The sequence below is a fragment of the Streptomyces sp. V4I23 genome, assembly GCF_030817975.1.
Classification (GTDB): domain Bacteria; phylum Actinomycetota; class Actinomycetes; order Streptomycetales; family Streptomycetaceae; genus Streptomyces.
In genome coordinates, this window is record NZ_JAUSZW010000004.1 from 7,043,362 (window position 1) to 7,068,878 (window position 25,517).

The following is a 25,517-nucleotide window of genomic DNA, read 5'->3' on the forward strand; positions in this document are numbered from 1 at the left end:
ATCAGCCGGGTCATCAGTTCCTCTTGCGGTGCCTCCGCCGGCCCGACGAGATAGGCCTCACGTACGGGCGCTTACGGGCGCAGACCGCGCTCGTGGACGGCGGCAAAGAGCGCGTTGTAGGCCAGGGGCAGCTGGCGTAGGGCCCGATGTGCATACGCGTAATAGCGATAGCCGGAGCCGGCGTCCACGCGGGCAGGAGCCAATAGCCCCATCTCGTCGTAGTGCCGCAGCTGCTTGACGCTGAGCCGGCACAGGCGGGCGAAGCGCCCGATGGTGAGAAGGCCGTCTTGCACGCCATCATGGTGGACTCTCCCATGGTGGGAGAGTCCACCGCTGTGCCCTGTTGAACTTGATCAGGAACTTCTTGAACTCCTCGGTGCGGTGCCGGCGGTGCAGGGAGCCGATCACTTTGCCGCTGGCGACTTCCAGTGCGGCGAACTGTGTGGTGGTGCCGCGCGAACGTAGTCGTGGGTGGCCCGCTCGGGAACCCCGGGCATCATCGGCAGCACGGGCTGGGACCTGTCCAGGGCCTGGATCAGCTGCGCATCGCCGCCCGCGACGCCCGCGAACTCGTAGACCAGGGCACCCCCATCGAGGCCGCCTGCCGCATCGTCATCCTCGAAGACCAACTCGAAGACGCCCAGCGCATCAACGACCAACTGCGCACCCAAGGCCGCGAGGCGCAGTCCAAGACCTCACCCTGATGGCGCCAGGCGCAAGCGGAACCGCCGGGGCTGCGCGCCGGGCCGTCCGGTCATCGTGAGAAGTTCCGCTGGAAGGTGGGGCCCGACTGATGGATGACGCCGCTCGAAGCGCCGAACGCGGGACGGGGGCAGTGCCGTTCAGCCGGTCGGGAAGTTGTCCGGGGTCCTGATCCGGTCACGGACCCAGACGCCGGCGGGCTTGAGTGAGCCGGTGCCTGTCCAGGGGCCGTTGTTGTTGCAGGTGCCGGGCTTGAAGACGGCGCCGGTGCGTTCGTCGTCGGAGTAGTTCCAGTTGACCCAGCTGATTTTCTTGGCCGCCATCAGGTCGAGATACTCCTGGGCGCGGGTGAAGTTGTTGGTCCCGTCGCCCGAGGCGGTCTGGGTACCGAATTCCGTGACGAACATGGGGATGCGGTCGGCGGCGCGGGACAGGGCGCCCACGTACGTGCTGCCGTGTGAGGCGGCGTAGAAGTGGAAGGTGTACATGATGTTGGACGCGTTCACCGGGTTGTTGATCACCTCGGTCTCGCTGCCGCCCTCCGAGAGGCCCAGCGAGGACCACCCGCGTGTGCCGACCAGAACGGGGGTGTCCGGGTCGTTGGCGCGGATGACCGGGATGAGTTCCTCGGCGTAGCCCTTGATGCGCGACCAGCTGACGCCGCTGGGCTCGTTGGCAATCTCGTACAGCAGGTTGGTCTTGTTGTTGTGGCGTTGGGCGATCTCGGTGAAGAAGGTCTTGGCGCGGCTGAGGTTGTAGTAGGGATCGCCGGGGCTGAGCATGTGCCAGTCGACGATCGCGTACATGCCGCGGGACGTGGCCTGCTCGATCAGGTTGTGCACCCGGTCGGTGTACAGCCGCGGATTGGTTTCGTAGCCGCCCTCCTGGATGTACATGGAGATCCGCATGACGTCCGCGTCCCAATCCGTGGCAAGTGCGTTGAGGGACCCGGTGGTCAGGCACTGGTTGTACCACTGCAGACCGTGGGTGCTCATTCCGCGCAGTTGGATCGGGTTGCCGTACCGGTTGCACAGCTTGATGCCGCAGACCTCGAGTTGCCCGTTGATCGCGGCCGGAGTCGAGCCCGCGTCGGATCCCGTGGACGAGGTTGTCGCAGTGATCTGGTTGCTCGCGGCGGAGACGTTGCCTGCCGCGTCCCTCGCCCGGACCATGTACGTGTAGGTGGTGTTGGTGGCCAGTCCGCTGTCGGTGTAGGAGGTGCCGGTCGGCGTGGCCACCCGTGTGCCGTTGCGGTAGACCTCGTAACCGGTCACTCCGACGTTGTCGATAGCGGCCGTCCATGACATGGAGACGCCGGCGGCCGTGACGCCGGTGGACTTCAGGCCGCTTGGCGCGCTGGGCGCCGTGGTGTCACCGCTGCCGCCGCCGACGGCCTTCCAGAGAGCGGGCACGTTCGGCGGTTCCCAACCCGGCTGAGAGGTGTGGCTTTGCAGCGCTTCGTAATCGATGCCGTTGTACGTCACCCGTGTTCCCACGGCGTAGGCCATCCACGGCTCCCAGGCGGCATAGGCAGCGAGTACGGTCGATCCCCCGATCTCGACCTCTTGACGGTCGGCGGTGGCGTTGGAGGTGTGCAGTGCGGTCAGTCCGAGAAGCAGCGCGGCCAGCAGCGCGCTGGGCCGAGGTCGGGCAGGCCTCATACAACTCTCCGTTCGTTGTGAGGAGAATTTCCTTATGCGATGATTGCGTACATGACAAATCGCGCGGGTATGAGCTGGGTTCGCACGCGTCGAGCGGACGCCGGCGCGGTGTTCGCCCCGGCCGAGGCGGGCAGCGCCGGCCTGCCGGTTTCTCGAAGCTAGTCCGGCGAACCGGGTGTCCCCGTCGAGACTGCCGAAGAGGGCTCGTCGGCGAACCGGGCGGAGCGGGTTTTCTGGTGTGCGACCTTGGATGGTGGCCCGTAGGTGAAGGCGCGGACGCGGTACCAGGCCTGTTTCTCGTGCGGCAAGGTGATCAGGCCGAATGAGTTGACGTCGGGATCGAGGACGGCGACCACTTTGAATTCCGAGCTGCCCGTCGGCTTGACCTCCAGGAGCTGTCCCTCTTCATCAGTGGCCCGGTCGCTCCATTGGAACCTGATGCCGTTGGCGTGCATGACGGCGGCGCTCAGGCCCGTCGGCGCGGCGGCGCCCTCTGCGATCGAGGCGGTGGCGGTCGGCCGCCCCGGAGCCGTCGTGGGCGCTGTCCAGTCATGATCGCCTCTCTGAGCCTTCTCATTGAAGGATCCTTTGGGCAGGGTCACTTTGATCGGTTCCGAGGCCGGGCCGTAGAGGGCACGGAGCCGGTAGTAGAACGGCGTGTTCGGCAGCAGGTCGGGGTGGGTGAAGCTCGTCTTCCGGGACGGCAGGAACTCCAACGGGGTGTAGGGGCCCTGCCGGTCCGTCGCGAACTCGAGGACGCGGCCGGCGGCGTCCCGGTCGTGTGCCCGCCACTCCAGCACGATGTCAGTGGGCGAGATCAGGGTGGCCGAGAGCTCCTCTACCGGGCGGGGCTCGGCTTTCTGGGTATGGGCACCGGAGCACCCGGTCAGCGAGCCCAAGAGCAGCGCAAGCGTCAGCATCGAAGTCTTTGCGGTCATTGCCTGCCTCGGGTGAAAGATCGTGACCGTCCCGGCTCTGCGTGCGGCGCGGCCGGGAGGGTCACGTCGTGCTGATAAGTCCGGTTCACTTGCGCCAGAACTGGATTCCGCTCCAGTCGACGCCGATCGGCCCGCTTCCGCTGGCGGTGCGGTAGGCGCCGAACTTGTCGTAGAAGTCGCCGGAGGGGCTTGAAACGCTGTGGCGCAGTGAGCCGTTGATGTAGGTGCGGTGGCTGCTGCCGACGACGTGGACTGTGTTGACTCGCACGTTGGTGCCGATCGTGGCACCGGTCGCGATCGTCGTCCCTCCATGTACGGCGTAGAGCCGTCCGCCCTGCTCGACCGCGAGCATGAAGAACGGGCCGGTTGTCTGGAAGGTCTGCTTGAGGCTGACGCGGGAGCCACCCATGCTGGTGATCCGGAAGTACCCCTCGAACTGGCGGCTGCCGCCGGTGTATGTGGCGTAGCGCCGCTCGGCCCGCTGGTCGCCATCAGCAGCGGAACAGGTCAGACGGAACGTCAGGTTGCTGACCACGCCGCAGCCGCGCTCCTGGATGCTGAAGCTGGGAGAGTACGAGATCCAGCCGCCCGGCTCGACCGGGCCACTGTCTCCCGAGCCCCCGCCGGTGGCGGTGGTGGCGTTGACGGTGTTGCTGGCGCCGGACAGGTTCCCGGCCGCGTCCCTGGCCTTGACCGTGTAGCTGTAGGCCGTACCGGAGGACAGTCCACTGTCGGTGTAGGACGTGCCGGAAACCGACGCGACCTGGGAACCGCCGCGGTAGACGTTGTACCCGGTCACACCCACGTTGTCGCTGGAGGCGTTCCACGCGAGGGACACGCTGGCGGCGGTGGTCCCGGTCGAACGCAGGCCGCCAGGCACGCTCGGCGCCGTGATGTCGCCGCCACCGCCGCCACTCCCGTCGACCTTCTTCCACAGGGACGCCACGTTCGGCGGCTCCCACCCCGGCTGGGACGTGTGGCTCTGCAGGCACTCGTATTCGACGCCGGCGTAAGTCACCCGATCTCCCACGGAGTAGGGGGTCCACGCCCGCCACTCCGAGTAGGCCGCGATCGTCGCCTCCGCGGCATTGAACCCGGTGGCCGATACGGGGGTCGACAGGGGTACTGCGAGGACGGCCAGTGCGCTCAGCGCGAGTACGAGTGGGCGTCGTCTCATGTCGGATCCTGTCATTAGGAAACTTTACTAACCAGGGTTATAGAGGTGTCTCGTGAGCCGCGCAAGCTCCATGGAGCTCTTGCATCGCTGCAGCCTCACTCGGCACCGCAGGGGCCGGCAGCACCCCGGCAATGCCGATGGCACCGCCGCTGCACGCTAGGGTTGTGTGCTGGTCAACAAGGCGGTGCTGAGGGCGCATGCGAAATGAGCGTGTCGGGCGCCTCGGTCATCGTCCGGGTGTCGGCGCGACCGCGGAAGAAGGTCTCGACGACTGCGTCCCCGGATCGCTATGCCCCGCGTAGCGGATCAGGTCGAAGCGACAGCAGGCGGTTCCCGCCATACCCACTTCGCTCCCACCACAGCCGGTCGGCGAGCTGCTCGATGATCCACAAACCCCGGCCCTGCGTCGCGAGCTCGTCCGGATCCTCGCACGGCTGTGGCAGGCGCGGATCGTCGTCCTCCACCTCCACGCGGACCGCCGCCGTATTTTCCAGACACAGGCCCACGGTCACCCAACGCCCGGCCAAGGCGCTGCCCGCCGGGCCGACCGTGTGGCGCACGGCGTTCCCGGCCAGTTCGGAGGCACGGAGCAGGACGTCGTCGGTCAGGAAGAGCAGGCGTCAGTCCGTCAGTGTGGCGGTAACCAGCGCCCGTACAGCGCGGGTCGTATTCGGGTAATCCACTGGGAAGGCGGCAACCCGATGCGGGAACGGCGAGGTTTGCGCGCCCTGCCGGCGGTCGTGGTGGGGCCGGGGACCGTACCTGGGCGGGAGGCGGCGAAGTGGGTCATGGCTGTGGCCCTCTGGGTGGCAGGAGCCCGGTCGGCGCAACCGCGATCGGGGGCCACGGCGCCCGGTGCGTCCCGGGCTCGAGGAGGCTTGCGCCGCACGGCCACGTGTTCACCGGGGGAAGGTGCCCGACCGGTCCCACACCGTCGCGGGAAGGCGGGCTTGCCACGGGGGCCGGCTCCGGCGGTCCCCGGTCGTTTTGGTCTACACCATTGGAGGAGTAGACCCGTTTTAGCACGCCCACCGAACAGCAAGGAAGAGGGCTCCACCAGCAAAACGGAACCTGGTGGAGGGGAGTCGAATGCCGACATCGCGGCGCGACTGGTCATGACCGAGGCCACGATGAAGACCCGAGTTGACAGGGTTACAGGGGGCTGGAGCTGCCCGGTTAGGTGCAAACTGCCGCACCGGCCCAGGAGTTGGATGTCTTCGGGGCGGACTATTGACCATTGGTCCAGACCTCCCTAGTCTCGCCGCACACTCTGCGGTGACCACGCAGTGTGCGGAGTTCACAAACCACCCCCGAAATGTCTGTCCGCTACTCGAGGAGCACCGCGTGAGAACCCGCATTCCTCTTCGCCGAAGAACGATCAGCACCAGAGCTGCGGCGGCACTCACCGCGCTGCTGCTCCCCCTCGCGGCCATGGTCGGCCTCGCCTCTCCCGCCGAGGCCGCCGATGCGGCCACCGCCACCTACACCAAAGCCTCCGACTGGGGGACCGGCTTCGAGGGCAAGTGGACGGTGAAGAACACCGGCACCACCTCGATCAGCTCCTGGACCGTGGAGTGGGACTTCCCCTCGGGAACCGCTGTCACCTCCGCGTGGGACGCCGACGTCACTGGCTCCGCCAACCACTGGACCGCCAAGAACAAGACCTGGAACGGCACGCTGGCCCCCGGCGCCTCCGTCTCCTTCGGCTTCAACGGCACCGGATCGGGCGCCCCCTCCGGGTGCAAGCTCAACGGTGCCTCCTGCGACGGCGGCAGCATTCCCGGCGACAACCCGCCCTCCGCCCCCGCAACGCCGAGCGCCGACAACATCACCGACACCTCGGTGCGGCTCAGCTGGAGCGCTGCGACCGACGACAAGGGCATCAAGAACTACGACGTGCTGCGCGACGGCGCCAAGGTCGCCACGGTGACCGGCACGACGTACACGAACGCCGGGCTGACCGCGGGCACGGACTACTCGTACACCGTCCGGGCGCGCGACACCGCCGACCAGACCGGACCGGTCAGCGGCGCCCGCGCGGTCCGCACCACCGGCGGCGGCACGAACCCTCCCGACCCGGGCAGCAAGGTCAAGCTCGGCTACTTCACCGAGTGGGGTGCCTACGGCCGCAATTACCACGTCAAGAACCTGGACACCAGCGGCTCCGCCACCAAGATCACGCACATCAACTACGCCTTCGGCAACGTCCAGGGCGGCAAGTGCACCATCGGCGATGCCTACCCCGCGTACGAAAAGGCGTACACGGCCGACCAGAGCGTCGACGGCGTCGCCGACACCTGGGACCAGCCGCTGCGCGGCAACTTCAACCAGCTCAAGAAGCTCAAGGCGAAGTACCCGCACATCAAGGTGCTGTGGTCGTTCGGCGGCTGGACCTGGTCCGGCGGCTTCGGCCAGGCCGCAGCGAACCCGACGGCCTTCGCGCAGTCCTGCCACGACCTGCTCAACGACCCGCGCTGGGCCGGCCTCTTCGACGGCATCGACCTGGACTGGGAGTATCCCAACGCCTGCGGTCTGTCCTGCGACACCAGCGGCGCCGCGGCCTTCAAGAACATGATGCAGGCCATGCGCGCCAAGTTCGGCACCGGCAAGCTCGTCACCGCTGCCATCACCGCCGACGCGTCCTCCGGCGGAAGGATCGACGCGGCCGACTACGGCGGCGGCGCACAGTACGTCGACTTCTACAACGTGATGACGTACGACTTCTTCGGAGCCTGGGACGCACAGGGCCCCACTGCCCCGCACTCCGCGCTCACCTCGTACTCCGGCATCCCGAAGCAGGGCCTCTACTCGGACGCGGCGATCCAGAAGCTCAAGGGCAAGGGGATCCCGGGCAGCAAGCTGAATCTGGGCATCGGCTTCTACGGCCGCGGCTGGACCGGCGTCACCCAGGCCGCCCCCGGCGGCTCGGCGACCGGACCGGCCCCCGGCAAGTACGAGCCGGGGATCGACGACTACAAGGAGCTCAAGACCAGGTGCCCGGCCACCGGCACCGTCGCCGGTACCGCCTACGCGCACTGCGGCACACAGTGGTGGAGCTACGACACCCCCTCCACCATCAACAGCAAGATGACCTACGTGAAGAACCAGGGTCTCAAGGGCGCGTTCTTCTGGGAGTTCAGCGGCGACACCAGCAATGGCGAACTGGCGACCGCGATCAGCAACGGTTTGCAGTAGCCCTGCTGCAAAGGAGCCTGGGAGAGATCCACTCCCGGGCTCCTTTGCGTTCGCCCGGCAGCCCTTGTCGAGCCGCATCCACTCTCCCCGGACACGGCGCGGTGCCGGTTCCGGACCCATTGCTCGAGGTCGCCGATGCGATTGCGCAGTTCGGCGCCGCGCCTGCCGGCGGCGGACGGGAAGCCGGGTCGTTGGCGTGGGCGCAGCGCGGCGAGGGTCATGTCGGGAAGACGCTGCTGCTGGGCCTGGCGCAGTCCGACGACGTCGTCGTCGGAGGCTGCGGCTGTGGGCCTGGCGCGGAGTCGTGGGCGGGGATCGGGTGGTGTCGGGCCGAGGCCCGGTACGGCGTGTCCGAGCCGGCAGCCACAGAGCACAAGGGCATCATTCTCGAGCAGGGTCTGGTGATCGACGCGTTCGGCTCTCCCTCGCCGGCACGGAGCACCTGAAGATCGACAGATGGTGGTTGCCGATGGTGCCTCCTGTCTGCGGTTCGCGGAGGCGTGCAACCCATGGGTCTGGAAGCAGGGCCGAAGGAAGCTGCCGGGGCCGCCCACCCGGCCGGAGAACGCACCGACTCCTGTGCCCAACGCAATGCCGCGAGGTCCCGTCGTGGCGCGAAGACCATCTCCAAGGCCTCCCCTCAGGCCCGCGGTGAGGGCCGCAAGAAGAAGGTCAGGCCGCAGACCTGTCCGCACCACCGGTCCTCGCAGGACCAGGCACGATCAGGAATGAGCGCGCAAGGTGCTGCGGCGGGGGCCGGGGCAGGAGCCTGGTGATTCCTGCCGCCTACCGGCCCACCCCACCAGCGCCCGCTGTGTCGCGGGACGGGACGGGACGGGCGGCAGCGGTCTGCCCGAGCGCGGGTCGCAGCGCCGCCCTGCGCGGGCCGGTGCGCGGGTATACCGTCCGAGCATGGCGTGGTTCTCCACCGGTACGGCTGTCCTGCTCGTGGGGGCGGTGCTGGTGCTCCTCATCGCTGCCGCGCTGTTCCTGCTGCGCACCGTCGGCCACCGGCAGTTCATGGGCACCGCGCAGGAGCGGGCGACGTACGAGACACTGCACACCGCGTCGCTGGCCGCGCCCCCGCTTCGGGCCACGCTGAACGCGGAGAGCGCACGGCGGGCCGGACGGCATCTCCGGGCGCTGCTCGGCGTGCCCGCGCTGGCGCTGACGGACGCGTCCGGCACGGTGCTGGCCTGGGACGGTTCCGCGGTCGGCCACGACCACGGGTCGGCTGTTCCCGGGCATGCTCAGCGGGCCCTCGACAGGGGACGCACCGAGGTCATCGGCCCAGGCGACACACCCTGCGACAGGGCCGACTGCCTGCTGCGACAGGGCGTGGTGGTGCCGCTGATCGTCGCGGGTCGGCCGGAGGGCGCACTCGCCGTCTACGGATCCCAGGCCTCGACCGGTCTGGTCCTGGCCACCACGGAGGTCGCACGCTGGGTGTCGACCCAACTTGAGCTGGCCGATCTAGACCGCTCGCGCGCCGCCGTCGCGGAGGCGGAGGTCCGCGCCCTGCGCGCCCAGATCTCGCCGCACTTCATCTACAACTCGCTGTCGGCCATCGCCTCCTTCGTCCGTACTGACCCGGAACGGGCCAGGGAGCTGCTGGTGGAGTTCGCGGAATTCACCCGCTACTCCTTCCGGCGGCACGGCGACTTCACCACCCTCGCCGAGGAGTTGCGCTGCATCGACCGCTACCTGCTTTTGGAACGCGCTCGTTTCGGTGACCGTCTCAAGGTCTCCCTGCGGGTGGCACCGGAGGTCCTCTCCGTGGTGGTGCCCTTCCTGTGCCTTCAGCCCCTCGTCGAGAATGCGGTCCGCCACGGCCTGGAGCGCCGCCCGGGCTCGGGGCACCTGGTGATCAGGGCCAACGACGCGGGGAGCGAAGCGTGGATCAGTGTGGAGGACGACGGCGCGGGGATGGACCCCGGGCGCCTGGCGCGCACACTCAGGGGTGAAAGCGAGGAGAGCCCGGTGGAGCCCTCCGGCTCCGAGCGGTGGCGGGAACCGGGGCGCGAGCCGGGGATCGGGCTGCGCAACGTCGACGAGCGACTGCGGCAGATCTACGGGGACGCCTACGGGCTGGTCGTGGAGACCGCGCCGAACGCCGGAACGACGGTGCGGCTGCGGGTGCCGAAGTTCCACCCTCGGGCCGTCCAGAACGGGCCGGCCCGCGACTGACGGCATAGGCGTGCATTCGGTGCACATCAGGCGTCCGGTTCGAGTTCCACCTCGGGTCAAAAGACGGTTAACCTCGCAATATGCTCCACATTCTCGCGGTAGACGACGAGGTGCCGGCCCTGGAGGAGCTGGCCTACCTGCTCCGCTGCGACCCGCGTGTGGCGGAGGTGCGGACAGCGAACGACGGGGCTCAGGCACTCCTCGACATCGGCGGGGCCATGGAGGCGGGACGTCCCCTCGACGCCGTCTTCCTCGACATCGGCATGCCCGGCCTGGACGGGGTGTCCATCGCCCGCGCGGTCTCCCGTTTCGCCCGGCCGCCACGGGTGGTGTTCGTCACCGCGCACGAGGACTACGCGGTGGACGCGTTCACGCTGCACGCCGTCGACTACGTGCTCAAACCCGTTGCCCGGGAGCGCCTGGCCGAGGCGGTGCGCCGTGTCGCGGACGAGGCGGATGAGACAGCGGACGAGCCCGCCGACCAGGCGACGCAGGCCGCCGCCACCCCTGCCGACGAGGTCATCTGTGTGGAGCTGGCCGGCGTGACACGCTTCGTCAAGCGCAGCGAGGTGCTCTACGCCGAGGCCCACGGCGACTACGCGCGCCTGCACGCCCCGTCGGGCACCCACCTGGTGCGGACACCGCTGGCCGCCCTGGAGGAGCGCTGGCGCGATGCCGGGTTCATCCGCATCCACCGCAGCTATCTCGTCGCCCTCAGCGAAGTGACCGAGCTGCGGATGGAGGGCGGAAGGACGTGTGTGCGGCTGGGGGATCAGCTGCTGCCGGTCAGCAGGCGCCACCTCCGGCAGGTCAGGGAGGCCCTGGTACGGCATGCTCGGACCAGCCCGCCCGACGGCCGCCCGGCGGGCCCGCCCTCGCCGGGCGGTGCGCCGTCCGCCACCGTGGTGCCGCCCGTCCAGCGACGGCCCTTCCCCGACCGTGGCGGTGCGAGATGACTGACATCCCGGATCCGTCGCGCGGCGATCCCGGCCCGGACGTGCCTCCTCCGCGCCGCGTCACCGTGGCCCACCCCCGGACGCTGGCGGCCCTCCGGAGCGGACAGACACCGATGGACCGTCCCGCATACGTCACCGACGATCTCGGACGGCAGACACCGCTCGGCGACATCTACCTCCGCTCACTGATGCGCAGCCAGCTGCGGCTCGGACTCGCCGTGGTGGGTGCTCTCGTCATTGTCCTCGGCGGCTTGCCGTACCTGTTCTTGTTCACGCCTGCCCTGCGGGACGGGACCCTTGCGGGAATCCCCGCGGCCTGGCTGGTCATCGGCGTGGCGGTGTATCCGGTGATCCTCACGCTGGCACTGGTCTGCGTACGCCATGCGAAGAGGAATGAGCGTGACTTCGTCGAACTGATCGAGCGCTCATGACGGGCGTCCGCGGAACGGGTCCACAGCGTCCTGTGGGGGTGGTCCGCGCCCCATGACCGACGCGCAGTCCATCGCTGCTGTGACGCTGGTGTGCGTCGCCACGGCCATGTTCAGTGTCTACGGGCTTCGGCCTGGCCGTGCCACATCGGACTTCTACGTCGCCTCGCGCGCCGTCTCCCCCCTGCGCAACGCCTCCGCAATCGGCGGCGAGTACCTCTCCGCGGCCTCCTTCCTGGGCATCGCCGGGCTCGTGCTGGCCTACGGCGCCGACATGCTGTGGTTCGGCGTCGGCTACACCGCCGGATACCTGGTGCTCCTGGCGTTCGTGGCCGCCCCGCTGCGCCGCTCGGGCGCCTACACGGTGCCGGACTTCGCGGAGGCGCGCCTGGAGTCCACCCGGGTGCGCCGCCTGACGGCGCTGCTCGTGGTGCTCACCGGCTGGCTCTATTTGCTGCCGCAACTCCAGGGTGCAGGACTGACGCTGCGTACCGTCACGGCCGCCCCGCTGTGGGTGGGGCCAGTGGTCGTGACCGGCGTGGTGATGATCACCGTCGCCTCGGGCGGGATGCGTAGTGTCACCTTCGTCCAGGCCTTCCAGTACTGGCTCAAGCTCACAGCGCTCGCCGTCCCCGTGATCTTTCTGCTCCTTGCCTGGCGCGCCGACGGAGCCCCCTGGCCCGGTGCCGACACCCCGCCGCGATTCCGGGAGGCGACGACCGTGTCCGTGCAGCAGGCCGTGCGGGTACGGGTCGACGAGCCCGTGACCGTGACCGTGAGCGGCAGCCTCGACGGGCAGCGTCTGGATGACGCACAGGTACGGCTCCGGCCGGGTGACCACCGGATCGGCGAAGGGGCCACCGTTTACTTCCCCGCCGGAGCCGACGTCCCCCACCCGGTGGGTCAGGAGCCGCTGAACGGCAACGACTGGGCCCGACCGCTGTCGGGCACCAGCCATCCGGTGTACGGGACGTACTCGCTCCTGATCGCCACCCTGCTGGGCACCATGGGGCTGCCCCATGTGATCGTGCGCTACTACACCAACCCCGACGGAGCGGCGGCCCGGCGCACCACCTGGGCCGTGCTGTGGCTGCTCGCCGCGTTCTACGTACTGCCCCCGGTGTACGGAGCGCTGGGCCGCATATACACACCGGAACTGCTCATGACCGGGCGCACCGACGCGGCCGTACTGCTGCTGCCGACTCGACTCGTCGGTGGGACGGTCGGGACGCTGCTGGGCACGCTCGTGACCGCCGGCGCGTTCGCGGCGTTCCTGTCGACGGCAAGCGGGCTGACCGTCTCGGTGGCCGGTGTGCTCAGCCAGGAACTGGAGCACATCCGGGCAAGAATCACGGCACGGCTCAAGCGCAGGGCGACGCCAATCGGCAGGCCGCGCCGCGCAAACGCCATGGCAGAGCCCCGGGAGGGCCGCGCCTACGTGCTGCGCCTGCGGCTCGCCGGTGTGGCGGCGGCCCTTGTGCCCTGCGCGCTGTCCCTCGTCGTGGTGCGCCTGCCGGCAGCGGACGTCGTCGGGCTTGCGTTCGCGGTGGCGGCGTCGTCGTTCTCGCCCTTGCTGCTCCTGGGCATCTGGTGGCGGGGCCTCACCCCGCAGGGTGCCGCGGCGGGACTGCTGGTCGGCGGGGGCGCCGCCATCGGCGCGGTGGCCGTCACCATCGCCGCCCAGCCGTCCGGGGGCTGGCCCCAGGCCATGCTGAGCCGCCCGGCGGCCTGGAGCGTGCCACTGGCCTTTGCGGTGATGATCGGGACCTCGATGCTGACCCGGCGCAGTATCCCTCCCGGTACCGCGCGTGCGCTGGTGCGCCTCCATGCCCCGGAGTCGCTGGTCCTGCCTCACCGACCGGGCTCTGCGGCCGCGGCCGCGCAGGACGAGCCCTAGAGGAAAGCAAGTGCCAGCCGGGAGCCCGCGCAGCACGGGGAGGAGACATGCCCGCTGCGGTCGCTGTGTCCCGAGCCGCTGACGGCCAGGGTGGCCCACACGACCTTTCCGCCGCACGGTTTGGCGATGGTGCCCCAGCAGCTGGCCAGGCACTGGAGGATGTGCAGGCCGCGGCCGTGTTCTTCCACCGCTGCGGGGGAGGTGGCCTCGGGCACAGGCTGGGCGGGGGACTCGTCTGTGACGGTGATCAGCAGCTGCGGGTCCGCCGGTGTGCCGCACTCGGCCAGTCGCACGGTGACGGTTTCGGTCCGCCCGTAGAGCACGGCGTTGGTCACGAGCTCGGACGTGATCAGGGCGGCGTCGTCGGCCATGTGGTCCAGGTTCCAGCACCGCAGATTGGCCGTGACCTGGCGGCGCGCGGTCGCGATGTGCGCCGGATCGGCGGCCAGGGCGAAATCGACGCGGTTCGGGCAGTTCATGGAGCGCTCGCTCGAGTGGTGTGCTTCCCGCGCGGAAGGACAGGAAGCCGGATCGGCTGCAGTGGTAGTGGACATGAGCGGGTGGTTCCCTTCGCGCGGCAGAGGACTGGGAGGAGTCCGTCGCTGCACCTGTCGGTCCGGCGGCCCGATACGGTTGGAGCCGCTTCCTCGCTCGAACGGCGTGCCGCCGGGGGGTCTCGGCAGTCCCTGCACTTCCTGTGTACGCCGTCGAGGCCGCACCGTTCCCCCTCCGGTACCTCGGGTATGCCGAGTGGAAGCGCTGTTGCGACGGGCGGACTGAGTGAGCGCGTCGAGCGGTGGGTCCGGCACGACGAACGGCAAGGGATACGGTCGCTCGTCGTACAGTCCTTCAGCGGGGCGCGCGCTACCGAGCGACCCGTCCGGCACTCAAGCCCGCCTCCTCACAGCACGACGACCTCTCCGACGCCAGCTGGCACATGCAGGCGATGGACCAGGGTCGCTGCACGCCTGAACGAGACGGTCCTGCGCCTGCGCTCGACAACCGTGAGCTTCCGATGGAGCGGTCGCCGGACGAAGCCCAGGTCGAACCCGTCGAGCCGTGGAGTGTGGTGAGTGGTCGCGCCCGTCGTATGCTCGCTGCAGCGTTGGAGGCCGAAGCCGACCAGCAGGTAGCCGAGTTGGCGGTGGAGACCGACGAGGTGGGGCGGTGCCTGGTGGTCCGCAAACGGCTACCACCGGCCCCGCAGCGTCGTCACCTCCGCCGGTTCGGTCGAGGTGAAGACCCCGCGCGTGAACGACCAGCGTGTCGATGAGATCACCGGCGAGCGGTGGCGAGTCTCGTCCGCGATCCCTCCGCCGTGGTGCGGCAAGTCGCCGCATGTCTCCGAGGTGCTGCCGCTGCTCTATCTGCACGGCCTGTCGTCCCGCGACTTTTCTCGGCGCTGGAGCACTTCCTCGGCAGCGCGGCCGGACTCTCGCCGGCGACCGTGACCGAATGAGGCGTCTTTCGGTCGCCGCCTTCCGCCAGGTGTGGTTCAGGGGAACGGGTCAGGAAGGAGGCTTGCTGTCCGGGGGCTTGACCACCTCGCGGATGTAAGGGCGGCACCAGCGTCTCCCCGAGCAGGAAGGCCAGGAACAGGCTGAGGAACGCCCAGATCGTCCAGTCGCCGGTGAGCGTCACATGGGCCTCTGGCAGGGCCTGGAGAACCGCGCCGGGCCCGCCCGCCTTGCCGAGGGCCGGTCTCTCATCGTGGCGCGAGCCGTCCGGCCGTTGACGGAGTTGGCGGCGATGCGGTCCGCGGGCCGCGTGCCGTGTTGGTGGGCGCGTGACGGTGAGACGGGCGCTTCGGTCCTGGTCTCGCATGTGGTCGACAGCGACTTCGCGACAGTCCAGGCAGCGAGTCCCAATGGTCTGTCATGGCAATGCGCTTTGTCGCCGGAGATGGCTCGGGATTACGGCCTCCCCTGTGAGTGGATCGGTGATCCGGTCGAAGTGGGTGAGCGAGCTGCAGCCTGGGCTCGCGAGGCCGGCCTTCGACCAGACCCGGTGGCCCTCAGGACTGCCCTGGTGGCTGAGTGTGATCCGCTGGCGGAGGACTTGGTCTTCGCGCTCGTTCACGCCTTGGGGTTCCGGTTTCGTGACAGGGTCGACCTGGAACCGCCAGCCATGTGATCAGGGAGTACCCGTTCGCCAACTGCGCCCCGGAGACTTCCTCGCCGCCGGGGAGCTGCCAGTCGTCGACCTGCGCACACAACGCTGCCCACCGTCAGGGAGCTGCAGCGGTTTGCGCGGCGGCCACGAACACCACTTCCGGACGGTTGGGCGGGGACGATTCCGTGTCGCGACGCCGTAGAAACTCGCAGGTCACGGGCGTAGGTGGGGGTACACCACAGCTCTGTGGGCGGGAGCGCGTGCGCCGCCACGCAGGCGGCCGTCGGCGGCGATGAGCGTTGCCTCCAGCCGATCGCGTCGGAAGGCGCGCATACGCCGGCGCTTGCGCCAGGGGCCGGTTCGGCGGCGCCGGACGTGGGCACTCGCGCCCGGGCCCGCTTCGGCGGCGACCGGGAAACGGCGGACCCTGGAAGAAAGAACCCTGGAGGCTGCCATGGAGCTCGTGGAGGAGCGCCCGTACCGCTACCGCATCGATCCGCAGCGCGACATGAGGGTGCCCGGGATCGTGTTCGCCTCGCGCGGGCTGCTGCGGGACGCCGAGAAGTCGTTGGAGCAGGTCGCCAACGTGGCGACGCTGCCGGGCATCGTGACGGCCTCGTACGCGATGCCGGACGTCCACTGGGGCTACGGCTTCCCCATCGGCGGGGTGGCCGCGACCGACGTCGAGGAAGGTGGAGTGGTCTCACCCGGCGGTGTCGGGTTCGACATCTCCTGCGGCGTGCGGCTGCTGGCCGCCGACTGCGACCGGCAGGACCTCGCGCCTGTGCTGTCCCCCTTGATGGACGGACTGGGCTGGGCCACCCCGCGCGGTGCCGGACGCGGCGCGGTCTGGCAGCTGGGCAGTACCGCTCAGCTCGAACGGGTACTGGAGGGGGGATCCCGGTACGCGGTCGAGAGGGGCCACGGCGAGCCGCGCGACCTGAGCCGCTGCGAGGACAACGGGGCGGTACCCGACGCGGACGTGACGCAGGTGAGCGAGCGGGCGGCGGAGCGGGGGCTCGGGCAGGTCGGCAGCCTGGGCGGCGGCAACCACTTCCTGGAGGTGCAGGAGGTCGCCGAGGTCTACGACGAGCCCGTCGCCGCCTCCTTCGGACTCGCCCTCGGCCAGATCTGCCTGATGATCCACTGCGGCTCGCGCGGACTGGGGCACCAGGTCTGTACGGACCATGTCCGGGCGATGAACCTGGCCATGCCGCGGCACGGCATCACGGTTCCCGACAAGCAGCTCGCCTGCGCCCCGGTCGACTCCAGGGAAGGGCGCGCGTATCTCGGCGCGATGGGCGCCGCGGCCAATTACGGGCGCGCCAACCGTCAGCTTCTTTCGGAGGCGGCGCGTCGTGTCTTCCGTCGCGAGCTGGGGGCCCGTCTTTCCCTGGTCTACGACGTGTCCCACAACCTGGCCAAGATCGAGACCCATCTCGTGCGGGGGAAACCGCGTACCTTGTGCGTCCACCGCAAAGGTGCCACCAGGGCGCTGCCGCCCGGCCACTCCGATCTGCCGGACGACCTGCGCGGGGTTGGGCAGCCGGTGCTCATTCCCGGCACCATGGGCACCGCCTCGTATGTCCTGACCGGGGTCCCCGACGGCGACGCGTTCCATTCCACCTGCCACGGGGCCGGCCGGGTCCTGAGCCGGCACGCGGCCGTGCGGGCGGTGCGCGGCCGGGAGCTGCGGTCCCGCCTGGAGGCGCAGGGCATCGCGGTACGCGGTGCGTCCTTGCAGGGTTTGGCCGAGGAGGCCCCAGAGGCGTACAAGGACGTCTCCGCCGTGGTGGAGGCGAGCGAGGGCGCGGGGCTGTGCCGCAAGGTGGTCCGGCTTGTTCCGCTGGGCGTGGTGAAGGGGTAGGCCGGACCGTCAGGGATCAGGCGTCATGGATCAGCCGGTCATACGTCCTGGATCAGCCCGTCATACGTCGACCGTCACCGCGCAGGACCAGCCGTACGGATCCGGGGCAAGGCGCAGATCGCTCCACGACACGGCCTTGGGCATGGCGCCGATGATCCGTACCGCCGCCACGTCGGTCACGGCCAGCCGTACGTCGAGTCCCCCGTCCGTCGGCTCCGCCTCCACATCCACCGGCACCTCGCCGTGCACCTCCAGCCGGAAGATGACCTCGTCCAGGGAGGCGATCAGCAGATCGTCGTCGTCGGCCTCGGCCAGCTCCACCTGCCGCACCGCGGTCGGCCGCACTCCGGAGACGTCCGCGAAGCACCCCACCATCCCGAGCACAGCCTCCGCCAGACACTGCTCCCGGCTCACCCCCCACGCCTCGATCCGCACATCGGCCGTGTGCGGGACCGTCCGGTGACCGCTCGCCTGCCTGCCCGCCCGCCCGTCACCTTGTGCGTCGTCCTGAGTGTCGTCGGCCATGTTTCCATCATGTGCCCGGTCCATGCCCGGGGCAGCATCGATGGTGTGGGCAGGGAGGCGCCGAGCGGTGACGGACCGTGGTGTACGCGAGCAGCAGCGCTCCTGTTGGCGGGCCGCGGGCACCGGATGGCCGAGCAACACTTTGAGTAGGGCGGACACCGTACTGAACCGATCCCCGGGAGCGCCCCGAGGGCCCGCAGCTCGGGTGGAGGACCGCCCGCTTCAGCCATGGGAGACGGAGATGAACGGCTCGGTACGGATCGGACGAGTATTCGGCGTGCCGCTGCGCATCCACTGGACCGTGCCCCTGCTCGTGGTCCTCTTCGGCTACAGCCTGGCAACCCAGACGCTCCCCGCCTGGATTCCGGACCGGTCGACCGCCACATACACGGTCGCCGGCCTGGTGGGGGCCCTGCTGCTCATCGCAAGCCTGCTGGCTCATGAGGCCGCGCACGCGATCATCGCCCGGAGGAAGGACATCCCTGTCCAGGACGTCACGCTCTGGGCGCTGGGCGGGATGACTCAGATGGGCAAGCCGCGCACGGCCGGCGCGGCCTTCCTGGTAGCGGTCGGCGGGCCGCTCACCAGCCTTGTCGTCGGCGCAGCGGCGCTCGGTGCGGGCGTCGGGCTCAACACGCTGTTCGGCTGGGCGGTGCCGGCGGCCGTCCTGGCGTGGCTGGCGTGGGTGAACTTCCTGCTGGGAGTGTTCAATCTGCTGCCCGCCGCGCCGCTCGACGGAGGGCGTGTGGTGCAGTCCGTGATCTGGTGGCGTACCGGAGACCGGGACCGGGCCGAACGAGCAGCCGCACGCAGTGGGCAGGTACTCGGCTTCCTGCTGATCGCCGGCGGCTGGATCTCCGTCCTGCGCGGTGCCTTGGGCGGTCTGTGGCTGATGGTCATCGGGTTCTTCGTCCTCATCGTCGCCAACGCGGAGCGACGGCAGGCCGGAATGGCCTCAGCCCTGCACGGGGTACGAGCGGCTGACGCCATGTCGAGCCCTGTGGAGACCTGCCCCGACTGGCTCACCGTGGAACGCTGTGTCGACGACGTGGCGATGCGGGCCCGCCATTCCGCCCTGCCTCTGATCGACTTCGAGGGCCGCCCCAGCGGTTTGGTCGACCTGTCGCGGTTCGCGAAGATCCCCCTTCCTCAGCGCAAGGAACTGCGCGTGCGTGACATGGCGACCCCGCTGTCGCAGTGCACCACCTGCGCGCCGGACGACCTCTTGGCAGACGTTCTCGAGAAGGCCGGCCCCGGCAGGAACGCCATGCGGGTCCTCGTCACCGATGGCCGGCTCCTGGTGGGCATCATCACCGCACGCGACATCGCCCGGCTCGTCCAGCGCCGCTCACTGCGCGGTACGGACAGCGGTACGAACAACGACACGGGCAACTGACGCCCCCACCACAGTCGTTGGTCAGGGGCCGCGAGCCTGCGGGGGAGCCGCTGACGTCGCGGCCACGCGTCGACGTGGGTGAGTCGGTTCGAGCAGACCGAGTACGAGGCGGAGGGAAGAAGGGCCCGGTCAGCCGATCTTGAGGAGGCCGGCCTCGACGACGGCGCGGCCGAAGGGGCTCGCGAGTTCGGCGAGGCGTTCGCAGTCGGCGTCACCCAGGGCGGCGTAGGCGGGAAGGGCCAGAAGGTCGGTGCGGTCCTCGATGTGCTGGCGCAGGCGTACGCCTTCCGGGCTGAGGGAGTCGCCGTCGAGGAGACCTCGCGTGCGCAGGCGCTCCTGGGTGCCGGCCCACTCCTCCTCGGGCCATGCCCGGCTTGCCTTGAGGAAGTCGACGGGAACCTCACCGGTCGCGGCGTGCAGAACCAGGGACTCCAAGCCCCCGACGCCCTCGCTCAGCAGGCACGCGACATGGCCGTCTCCACGGAACTCCCGGAGCAGCGTCTGGGCGTGCCACAGCTGCAGTACCGGTTCCTCCGGCCAAGGCAGTGCGGCATGCGCGGCGAACAGCGGGCGGCCCTGTGCGTGTTCGCAGGCCGCCTCGGCGGCCCGGCGGGTCAGTGCCACCACCTCGTCCAGAGCGGGGAGTTCGTGGATCCCGGCCCGGCGCAGGGCCTCGCTCGCGGCGGCGTGCCGCGCGTCCAGCACCTGCTGCGGCGTCGCCGCGTCCCAGGCCCCGTCGACCGCTTGCCGGACGAAATCGGGGTTGAAGTTGTAGAAGGTCGAGATGACCAGCTCGGCGGATGCCCGGCCGAAGGCGGCGCTCCGGGAGGTGAAGTACCCGGCGCGTCCGCTCAGTCCGAGGTCCGCGTACCGTCGCCTTCCCTCGGGGGCGAAGTAGATCATGGCGTGTACGGGCTCGAGCCGGCGCCAGGCTGCTCGTGCTGTCTTCATGGGGGTCACCTGTTCTGAGAGTCGGCAGTCGGGGACTGCGCTGTGGTTCCGTGATCGCCGTGCGTTCGCAGATGTTCGAGCAGCAGGCGGTTCAGCGTCTCGGGCGCCTCCTCCGGGACCCAGTGGCTGACGCCCTGGAGGGTCTCGAACCGGTACGGCCCGCCCACCCACTGCCCGGTTTCCTGCGCGGCCGCCGGGCCGAAAGCGCTGTCCTGCGTGCTCCAGACGTACAGCGTGGGCACGTCGATGACGCCGATCGCGCCGTCGGGGCGGCCGGCGCGGTACCAGTTCAGCGCTGCGGTGAGAGCGCCCGGCTGGGACAGGTGCCGCACGTAGGCGTCGGCACTGTCCTGCGGGATCTTTCCGGCGTAGGAGGCGCGAAGCGCCTCGGCATCGTCTGCGAGCATGTGTTCTTCGGTCGCGGGCGCTTCGCGCCAGTCGATCATGTAGCGCGATCGTTCTCGCTGGTCCGGGTCGGTACGCAGAGTGGTGGCGAGAGCGCCGGGGTGCGGCGTCGAGACAACCGTCAGGGTACGTACGCGTCCGGGGTGGGCATCGGCGGTCCACCACGCCACCGCGCCGCCCCAGTCATGGCCGACCAGGTCGAACGACGCCCAGCCCAACTCCTCTGTGATCGCGACGACATCCTCGACCAGAACGCTGATGCGGTAGTCCTCGGGCCGCTCGGGGCGGGCCCCGGGGGAGTACCCACGCTGGTCGGGTGCCACCACCCGGTAGCCGTGCGCGGCCAGCGCCTCGATCTGCCGTTGCCACACGAGCCCCGTCTGCGGGAAGCCGTGCAGCAGCAGCACGGGGCGGCCCTCTGGGGGACCCGCCGCGATCGCGTCGAACACGCCCGCAGCAGTGGAGATGCTCAGCTCGGTCACCTGTCCGCCCCTTCATACCGACTGGTCGGTCAGCTTCCAGTCGTGGAAATGGATTGTCAAGGTCGAGGGAGCGCGCATTCCCGCAACGACGACCGCACGCGGCGCTTTCTGGGCGGGGGGGGGGGTGCGCCAGGGGCATGGTTGAACCTGACGCCGGATTCAACTATAACCAACCGGGAGGCCGGCCCGTCATCCTGCGGCCATGGCGCACGCCCTCGGAAAAGGGGAGGCGGAGCGCCCCGGGTGGCATGCGGAAAGGGCGACCGGCATCGAGCCCGGCTCGCGGAGCCCGGGACACCGGACCTGAAGCTCCCGGACGAACCGGACCGACAGAAAGCAGTGAGGCGACATGAGGGAAGCAGTCATCGTTTCGACGGCCAGGACGCCGATCGGAAAGGCGTACCGCGGCGCGTTCAACGACACCCAGGCGCAGGAACTCGCCGCCCATGCCCTCTCGCACGCGGTGCAGCGTGCCGGGCTCGAGGGAGGCGAGGTCGAGGACGTGATCTTCGGCTGTGCCGTGCAGCAGGGGGCCTCCGGTGGCAACGTCGCCCGCCAGGCCGTTCTTCGTGCCGGACTTCCGGACGCCGTGTCCGGGATGACGATCGACCGGCAGTGCTCATCGGGCCTGATGGCGATTGCGACGGCCGCCAAGCAGATCGTCAGCGACGGGATGCAGGTCGCTGTCGGCGGCGGTGTCGAGTCGATCTCCTTGGTGCAGAACGACCACATGAACACCCACCGCATGGCGGATCCCTGGCTGGTCGAGCACAAGCCGAGCATCTACATGCCGATGTTGCAGACGGCGGAGATCGTCGCCGAACGCTACGGCGTGAGCCGGGAACGCCAGGACGAGTTCGCGCTGGTGTCACAGCAGCGCACCGCGGCGGCGCAGGAGGCCGGGCGGTTCGACCGGGAGATCGTCGCGCTCGCCAGTGTCAAGAAGGTCGTGGACAAGCAGTCCGGGGAGGTGCGGGAGGAGCCTGTGACCCTGACCCGGGACGAGGGCAACCGCGCGTCGACCACACGTGAGGGCCTGGCCGGGCTGGCGCCGGTGCTGCCGGACGGTCGGGTGACCGCGCATTCCAGCGTGACGGCGGGCAACTCCTCGCAGTTGTCGGACGGGGCTTCGGCGTCGGTGCTGATGGAGTCGAAGGAAGCCGAGCGCCGCGGACTGGAGCCGCTGGGGGTGTACCGCGGCATGGCCGTTGCCGGTTGCGGGCCGGACGAGATGGGGATCGGTCCGGTCTTCGCCATACCGAAGCTGCTGAAGCAGCACGACCTCACCATCGACGACATCGGTCTCTGGGAGCTCAACGAGGCGTTCGCTTCCCAGGCGCTGTACTGCCGTGACGAACTGGACATCGACCCGGAGCGCTTCAACGTCGACGGCGGCGCCATCTCGGTCGGCCATCCGTACGGAATGACCGGCGCCCGCCTGGTGGGGCATGCCCTGATCGAGGGCAAGCGCCGTGGCGTCAGGTATGTGGTGATCTCGATGTGCGTCGGCGGCGGAATGGGCGCGGCCGGGCTGTTCGAGGTGGCCTGAGGTGTCGAGCGTGACGGAAAAGGCGCGAACCGCGGTCCTCGTGGACTTCGGCGGGGTCATCACCTCCAGTGTGTTGCGGGCTTTCACCGATTTCGGCGCCTCGCTCGGCGGCGACCCGCGCCTGCCGCTCGACCTCCTGAGCCGGGATCAGCTGTCACGCGCCCTCCTGGCCGATCACGAGTCGGGCCGTATCGACGCGGAAGCCTTCGAGCGAGGGTTCGCCGAGCGTCTCCGCGCCCACGGCGCCGACGTACGGGCGGAGGGGCTCACGGCCCGGATGCAAGCGGGAATGTCGATCGATCAGGATGTGCTCGCCCTGCTCGATGACCTTCGCGCCGCCGGGTATCCCGTTGCGCTGGTGTCCAATTCGTTCGGGACCGGAACCTATGACGGCGTCGACCTCGCCTCCGTGGCCGACGCGGTCGTCATCTCCGCCGAGGTCGGCATCCGTAAGCCTTCCCGGCGGATTTACGCGATCGCATGTGAACGCCTCGGCGTCGCCCCCGAGGAGGCAGTCATGATCGACGATCTGCAGCAGAACCTCGACGGAGCGGCGCGCATCGGAATCGGGGGCGTACTGCACACCAGTGCCGCCGACACTCGCCGCCAACTCGCCGAACGCTTCAGGATCAGCGCCTGACCGCTCGACCGGTCGCAGGGGAACCGGTCGAGCGGATCCGCACCGCATCACCTGATCACACCTCCGGAAGGCACCGCCCATGGCCAGTGTTCTCGACCCGGTCTGCCGCCACGCGGCCGCAACTCCCGACAACATCGCGCTGCGCGGCGGCGCGGATCAGTGGACCTACCGGCAACTGCGCGACGCGAGCGCACGGTACGCGAGCGCCTTGGCGGCCGCGGGCCTGTCACCCGGGGACCGGGTGCTGCTGGCGGCGCCGTCGGTGCCCGAGTTCGTGGTGGCCTACCTCGGGATCCAGGCCGCGGGCTGTGTCGTGGTGCCGGTCAACACGATGTCCACCCGGGCCGAGGTCGAGTACGTTCTCGGCGACGCCGGGTGCTCGTTGGCGATCGCCTGGCACGCCCTGGGTCCCGCCGTAGCGGAGGCGGCCTCTTCGCTCACGGTGCCCTCCTGGACGCTGTCTCCCGGCGCGACGGTCACCGTTGCCGACCCGGCCCCCGTGGTCGACCGGGACCGCGACGAGACCGCGGCCATCCTGTACACCTCAGGTACGACAGGGCGGCCGAAGGGAGCCCAACTCACTGTGGGGAACCTGTTGTCCGCCGGGGAGATCGGCGCCGAGTGCAGCCGCGGGACAAGCGCCGACCGTACCGGCACCGGACTCCCGCTGTTCCACGTGTTCGGCCAGGCATCGGTCATGATGGCGACCTTGACCGTGGGCGGCTCGATGTCGTTGCTGGCACGATTCGACCCGACGTCGATGCTGGAGATGCTGCGTCGCGACCGGCTCACCATCATGGCCGGCGTGCCGACCATGTGGAACGCGCTGCTGCACGCGGCGGGTGATGCGGACCAGGCGGACTTCGCCGGGCTCCGTATCGCCGTCTCCGGCGGTGCGTCCCTTCCTGGGGAGATCGCCCAGGCCTTCGAGGCCCGCTTCGGCTGCACCATCCTCGAAGGGTACGGGCTCACCGAGACCACCGCCTTCGGCACCTTCAACGACATCGACCGCGGCGGCAAGACCGGGTACACCGGGCGGGCGGTCCCGAGGCTGCGGGTGCAGGTGCGGGACGACGACGGCAACGAGTGTCCGCCGGGCACCGTCGGCGAGGTCCACATCAAGGGGCCCACCGTGATGCGCGGCTACTGGAACCGCCCCGCGGACACCGCCGCGGCCATCTCGCCCGACGGCTGGTTCCGGACAGGCGACCTGGGTGAGACCGACACGGACGGCGACCTGCGCATCGTGGACCGGATCAAGGACCTGATCATTCGTGGCGGCTACAACGTCTATCCCGGTGAGGTCGAGGAAGTGCTCTACGAGCACCCGGACATCGTCGAGGCAGCCGTGATCGGCGTTCCCGACGACCACTACGGCGAGGAGGTCGCCGCGCTGGTCGCCGCCCGGCCCGGTTCGGAGCTCGGTGCCGCCGAGGTGTCGGACTGGACACGAGAGCGGCTGTCCGCCTACAAGGTGCCGCGCATCGTCCGGTTCGTCGACGCGCTGCCCAAGGGGCCGACGGGGAAGATCCTCAAGCGTTCCATCGACCGTACGGAGCTGACCCGTGACCCCGCGCTCGGCGACGCACCCGCCCGCCGACACTGATACATCCGTCGACGTTCCGCGGGCCTCGCGCACCCTTGCGTTTATGATCCCGGCGTCGGATTCACGTAGGGTTCTGGTGATGGACACCACTGCGCCCGAGGAGAACGACAGCGAGAAGGTCCCGCCGATGGCGCCTCTCTCGCCACTTCGCGAGCCGCCGACGACGAAGCGCGGAGCGCGGACACGCGCCGCTCTGGTGCAGGCCGCGCGGAAGGTGTTCGAGCGGGACGGCTACCTCGACACCCGCCTGGTCGACATCGCCAAGGAGGCCCGATGCGCGACGGGGTCCTTCTACACCTACTTCGCCAACAAGGAAGAGGTGCTTGCCGCTGTCCTCCTGGAGGCGCAGGAGGACATGTTGCACCCTGGCATGGGCCGGGTGCAGGGCACCGACGATCCGTACGCGGTACTCGAGGCCAGCAATCGCGCGTATCTCGAGGCGTACAAACGCAACGCGAAGTTGATGGGGCTGCTGGAGCAGGTCGCACAAGTGGAGCCGGTGTTCCGCGAGTTCCGGAGCCAGCGATCGGACGCGTTCGTCCGTCGTAACGCCCGCGGCATTGCCGACCTCCAGGCGCGGGGTGTCGCAGACCGCGAGATCGATCCGATGATGGCCTCCCATGCGCTCTCGGGCATGGTCAGCCTCATGGCCTACAAGGCGTTCGTGCTCGGCGAAGGGCGAGCAGAAGATACGCCGGTGGACTTCGAGGAGCTCGTGTCCACGGTCACACGGCTCTGGGCGAACGCCCTGCGGTTTCCCGGCCACCACTGATCCGGCAGCAGCCCACCGGGGCGGAGCCCGCCCCTACGGCCGTTCGACGTTCCTGGTGCCCGCATCGGCGA

20 protein-coding genes and 5 pseudogenes are annotated in these 25,517 nt (G+C 69.5%); 14 read left to right on the plus strand and 11 right to left on the minus strand.

The annotated features are described in order from the left end of the window. Window positions 1–71: 71 nt before the first annotated feature. Both QFZ82_RS39865 and QFZ82_RS34450 read right to left on the minus strand, forming a co-directional pair. Window positions 72–293: a MerR family DNA-binding transcriptional regulator gene (locus tag QFZ82_RS39865; RefSeq protein ID WP_373429362.1), complete on the minus strand. Its 222-nt coding sequence runs from the start codon at window positions 291–293 to the stop codon at window positions 72–74. A gap of 61 nt (window positions 294–354) precedes the next feature. After that, window positions 355–536 (minus strand): annotated as a pseudogene (locus QFZ82_RS34450) (IS630 family transposase); the annotation flags it as partial. Between QFZ82_RS34450 and QFZ82_RS34455 the strand changes: the two are divergent. Further along, window positions 477–704: pseudogene (locus tag QFZ82_RS34455) on the plus strand (MerR family transcriptional regulator); the annotation flags it as partial. The pseudogenes QFZ82_RS34450 and QFZ82_RS34455 sit on opposite strands and share 60 nt — an antisense overlap. A gap of 138 nt (window positions 705–842) precedes the next feature. Here QFZ82_RS34455 and QFZ82_RS34460 read toward each other — a convergent pair. The 5 genes and pseudogenes from QFZ82_RS34460 to QFZ82_RS34475 form a co-directional block, all read right to left on the minus strand. Beyond that, window positions 843–2,363 carry a cellulase family glycosylhydrolase gene (locus QFZ82_RS34460; protein WP_307716852.1) on the minus strand — a complete coding sequence of 507 codons (1,521 nt, stop codon included), beginning with the start codon at window positions 2,361–2,363 and terminating at the stop codon, window positions 843–845. 158 nt (window positions 2,364–2,521) lie between these two features. Next, on the minus strand, window positions 2,522–3,301 hold the full coding sequence (locus QFZ82_RS34465; protein ID WP_307716853.1) for a fibronectin type III domain-containing protein: 780 nt from the start codon (window positions 3,299–3,301) through the stop codon (window positions 2,522–2,524). A 601-nt stretch (window positions 3,302–3,902) separates the two neighbouring features. Continuing rightward, window positions 3,903–4,226: pseudogene (locus tag QFZ82_RS34470) on the minus strand (fibronectin type III domain-containing protein); the annotation flags it as partial. 15 nt (window positions 4,227–4,241) lie between these two features. Next, a pseudogene (locus QFZ82_RS39870) lies at window positions 4,242–4,493 on the minus strand (carbohydrate-binding protein); the annotation flags it as partial. 272 nt (window positions 4,494–4,765) lie between these two features. Next, window positions 4,766–5,095, minus strand: a complete 330-nt coding sequence (locus tag QFZ82_RS34475; protein ID WP_307717929.1) for an ATP-binding protein — start codon at window positions 5,093–5,095, stop codon at window positions 4,766–4,768. Window positions 5,096–5,909: 814 nt separating this feature from the next. Here QFZ82_RS34475 and QFZ82_RS34480 point away from each other — a divergent pair. From QFZ82_RS34480 to QFZ82_RS34505, 6 genes are all read left to right on the plus strand, one after another. Continuing rightward, entirely contained in the window at window positions 5,910–7,673 is a 1,764-nt protein-coding gene (locus QFZ82_RS34480; protein ID WP_307717930.1) for a glycoside hydrolase family 18 chitinase, read from the plus strand. Between the two features lie 101 nt (window positions 7,674–7,774). Beyond that, a complete protein-coding gene (locus QFZ82_RS34485) occupies window positions 7,775–8,119 on the plus strand; it encodes a hypothetical protein (protein WP_307716854.1) in 345 nt (114 codons plus the stop codon). Between the two features lie 466 nt (window positions 8,120–8,585). After that, window positions 8,586–9,860 (plus strand): sensor histidine kinase, encoded by a 1,275-nt coding sequence (locus QFZ82_RS34490; protein WP_307716855.1) that lies wholly within the window; start codon window positions 8,586–8,588, stop codon window positions 9,858–9,860. 80 nt (window positions 9,861–9,940) lie between these two features. Further along, window positions 9,941–10,816, plus strand: coding sequence for a LytTR family DNA-binding domain-containing protein (locus QFZ82_RS34495; protein ID WP_307716856.1), 876 nt, complete (start codon window positions 9,941–9,943; stop codon window positions 10,814–10,816). 113 nt (window positions 10,817–10,929) lie between these two features. After that, window positions 10,930–11,247, plus strand: a complete 318-nt coding sequence (locus QFZ82_RS34500) for a hypothetical protein (RefSeq protein WP_307716857.1) — start codon at window positions 10,930–10,932, stop codon at window positions 11,245–11,247. Window positions 11,248–11,299: 52 nt separating this feature from the next. Continuing rightward, the gene (locus tag QFZ82_RS34505) at window positions 11,300–13,141 is read left to right on the plus strand and encodes a cation acetate symporter (protein WP_307716858.1); all 1,842 of its coding nucleotides are present in this window, start codon (window positions 11,300–11,302) and stop codon (window positions 13,139–13,141) included. Here the strand turns inward: QFZ82_RS34505 and QFZ82_RS34510 are convergent. Next, window positions 13,138–13,620, minus strand: a complete 483-nt coding sequence (locus QFZ82_RS34510; RefSeq protein WP_307716859.1) for an ATP-binding protein — start codon at window positions 13,618–13,620, stop codon at window positions 13,138–13,140. The genes QFZ82_RS34505 and QFZ82_RS34510 overlap by 4 nt on opposite strands. A 536-nt stretch (window positions 13,621–14,156) precedes the next feature. Between QFZ82_RS34510 and QFZ82_RS34515 the strand changes: the two are divergent. Then, window positions 14,157–14,594 (plus strand): annotated as a pseudogene (locus QFZ82_RS34515) (transposase); the annotation flags it as partial. A gap of 1,113 nt (window positions 14,595–15,707) precedes the next feature. Then, window positions 15,708–17,120, plus strand: a complete 1,413-nt coding sequence (locus tag QFZ82_RS34520; protein WP_307716860.1) for an RtcB family protein — start codon at window positions 15,708–15,710, stop codon at window positions 17,118–17,120. A gap of 60 nt (window positions 17,121–17,180) precedes the next feature. Here the strand turns inward: QFZ82_RS34520 and QFZ82_RS34525 are convergent, their stop codons facing one another. After that, the gene (locus tag QFZ82_RS34525) at window positions 17,181–17,645 is read right to left on the minus strand and encodes an archease (protein ID WP_307716861.1); all 465 of its coding nucleotides are present in this window, start codon (window positions 17,643–17,645) and stop codon (window positions 17,181–17,183) included. Window positions 17,646–17,886: 241 nt separating this feature from the next. On the opposite strand from QFZ82_RS34525, the gene QFZ82_RS34530 reads away from it, so the two are divergent. After that, a complete protein-coding gene (locus tag QFZ82_RS34530; RefSeq protein WP_307716862.1) occupies window positions 17,887–19,041 on the plus strand; it encodes a site-2 protease family protein in 1,155 nt (384 codons plus the stop codon). 129 nt (window positions 19,042–19,170) lie between these two features. Here QFZ82_RS34530 and QFZ82_RS34535 read toward each other — a convergent pair whose 3' ends face one another. Both QFZ82_RS34535 and QFZ82_RS34540 read right to left on the minus strand, forming a co-directional pair. Then, a complete protein-coding gene (locus tag QFZ82_RS34535) occupies window positions 19,171–19,992 on the minus strand; it encodes a hypothetical protein (protein WP_307716863.1) in 822 nt (273 codons plus the stop codon). Window positions 19,993–19,997: 5 nt separating this feature from the next. Continuing rightward, window positions 19,998–20,879, minus strand: coding sequence for an alpha/beta fold hydrolase (locus QFZ82_RS34540; protein WP_307716864.1), 882 nt, complete (start codon window positions 20,877–20,879; stop codon window positions 19,998–20,000). A 349-nt stretch (window positions 20,880–21,228) separates the two neighbouring features. Between QFZ82_RS34540 and QFZ82_RS34545 the strand changes: the two genes are divergently transcribed. The 4 genes from QFZ82_RS34545 (at window position 21,229) to QFZ82_RS34560 (ending at window position 25,446) form a co-directional block, all read left to right on the plus strand. Then, window positions 21,229–22,428, plus strand: a complete 1,200-nt coding sequence (locus QFZ82_RS34545; protein ID WP_307716865.1) for an acetyl-CoA C-acyltransferase — start codon at window positions 21,229–21,231, stop codon at window positions 22,426–22,428. A 1-nt stretch (window position 22,429) separates the two neighbouring features. Beyond that, on the plus strand, window positions 22,430–23,068 hold the full coding sequence (locus QFZ82_RS34550) for an HAD family phosphatase (RefSeq protein WP_307716866.1): 639 nt from the start codon (window positions 22,430–22,432) through the stop codon (window positions 23,066–23,068). Between the two features lie 79 nt (window positions 23,069–23,147). Then, the gene (locus QFZ82_RS34555) at window positions 23,148–24,674 is read left to right on the plus strand and encodes an AMP-binding protein (protein WP_307716867.1); all 1,527 of its coding nucleotides are present in this window, start codon (window positions 23,148–23,150) and stop codon (window positions 24,672–24,674) included. A 79-nt stretch (window positions 24,675–24,753) separates the two neighbouring features. Then, entirely contained in the window at window positions 24,754–25,446 is a 693-nt protein-coding gene (locus tag QFZ82_RS34560) for a TetR/AcrR family transcriptional regulator (RefSeq protein ID WP_307716868.1), read from the plus strand. The last annotated feature ends 71 nt before the right edge of the window (window positions 25,447–25,517 follow it).

Bases quoted from the DNA above. Each gene is read 5' to 3' on its own strand.
- QFZ82_RS34460 (WP_307716852.1), bottom strand. From the start codon at position 2,363: ATGAGGCCTGCCCGACCTCGGCCCAGCGCGCTGCTGGCCGCGCTGCTT.
- QFZ82_RS34465 (WP_307716853.1), bottom strand. From the start codon at position 3,301: ATGACCGCAAAGACTTCGATGCTGACGCTTGCGCTGCTCTTGGGCTCG.
- QFZ82_RS34480 (WP_307717930.1), top strand. From the start codon at position 5,910: ATGGTCGGCCTCGCCTCTCCCGCCGAGGCCGCCGATGCGGCCACCGCC.
- QFZ82_RS34490 (WP_307716855.1), top strand. From the start codon at position 8,586: ATGGCGTGGTTCTCCACCGGTACGGCTGTCCTGCTCGTGGGGGCGGTG.
- QFZ82_RS34495 (WP_307716856.1), top strand. From the start codon at position 9,941: ATGCTCCACATTCTCGCGGTAGACGACGAGGTGCCGGCCCTGGAGGAG.
- QFZ82_RS34500 (WP_307716857.1), top strand. From the start codon at position 10,930: ATGGACCGTCCCGCATACGTCACCGACGATCTCGGACGGCAGACACCG.
- QFZ82_RS34505 (WP_307716858.1), top strand. From the start codon at position 11,300: ATGACCGACGCGCAGTCCATCGCTGCTGTGACGCTGGTGTGCGTCGCC.
- QFZ82_RS34510 (WP_307716859.1), bottom strand. From the start codon at position 13,620: ATGAACTGCCCGAACCGCGTCGATTTCGCCCTGGCCGCCGATCCGGCG.
- QFZ82_RS34520 (WP_307716860.1), top strand. From the start codon at position 15,708: ATGGAGCTCGTGGAGGAGCGCCCGTACCGCTACCGCATCGATCCGCAG.
- QFZ82_RS34525 (WP_307716861.1), bottom strand. From the start codon at position 17,645: ATGGCCGACGACACTCAGGACGACGCACAAGGTGACGGGCGGGCGGGC.
- QFZ82_RS34530 (WP_307716862.1), top strand. From the start codon at position 17,887: ATGAACGGCTCGGTACGGATCGGACGAGTATTCGGCGTGCCGCTGCGC.
- QFZ82_RS34535 (WP_307716863.1), bottom strand. From the start codon at position 19,992: ATGAAGACAGCACGAGCAGCCTGGCGCCGGCTCGAGCCCGTACACGCC.
- QFZ82_RS34545 (WP_307716865.1), top strand. From the start codon at position 21,229: ATGAGGGAAGCAGTCATCGTTTCGACGGCCAGGACGCCGATCGGAAAG.
- QFZ82_RS34555 (WP_307716867.1), top strand. From the start codon at position 23,148: ATGGCCAGTGTTCTCGACCCGGTCTGCCGCCACGCGGCCGCAACTCCC.
- QFZ82_RS34560 (WP_307716868.1), top strand. From the start codon at position 24,754: ATGGACACCACTGCGCCCGAGGAGAACGACAGCGAGAAGGTCCCGCCG.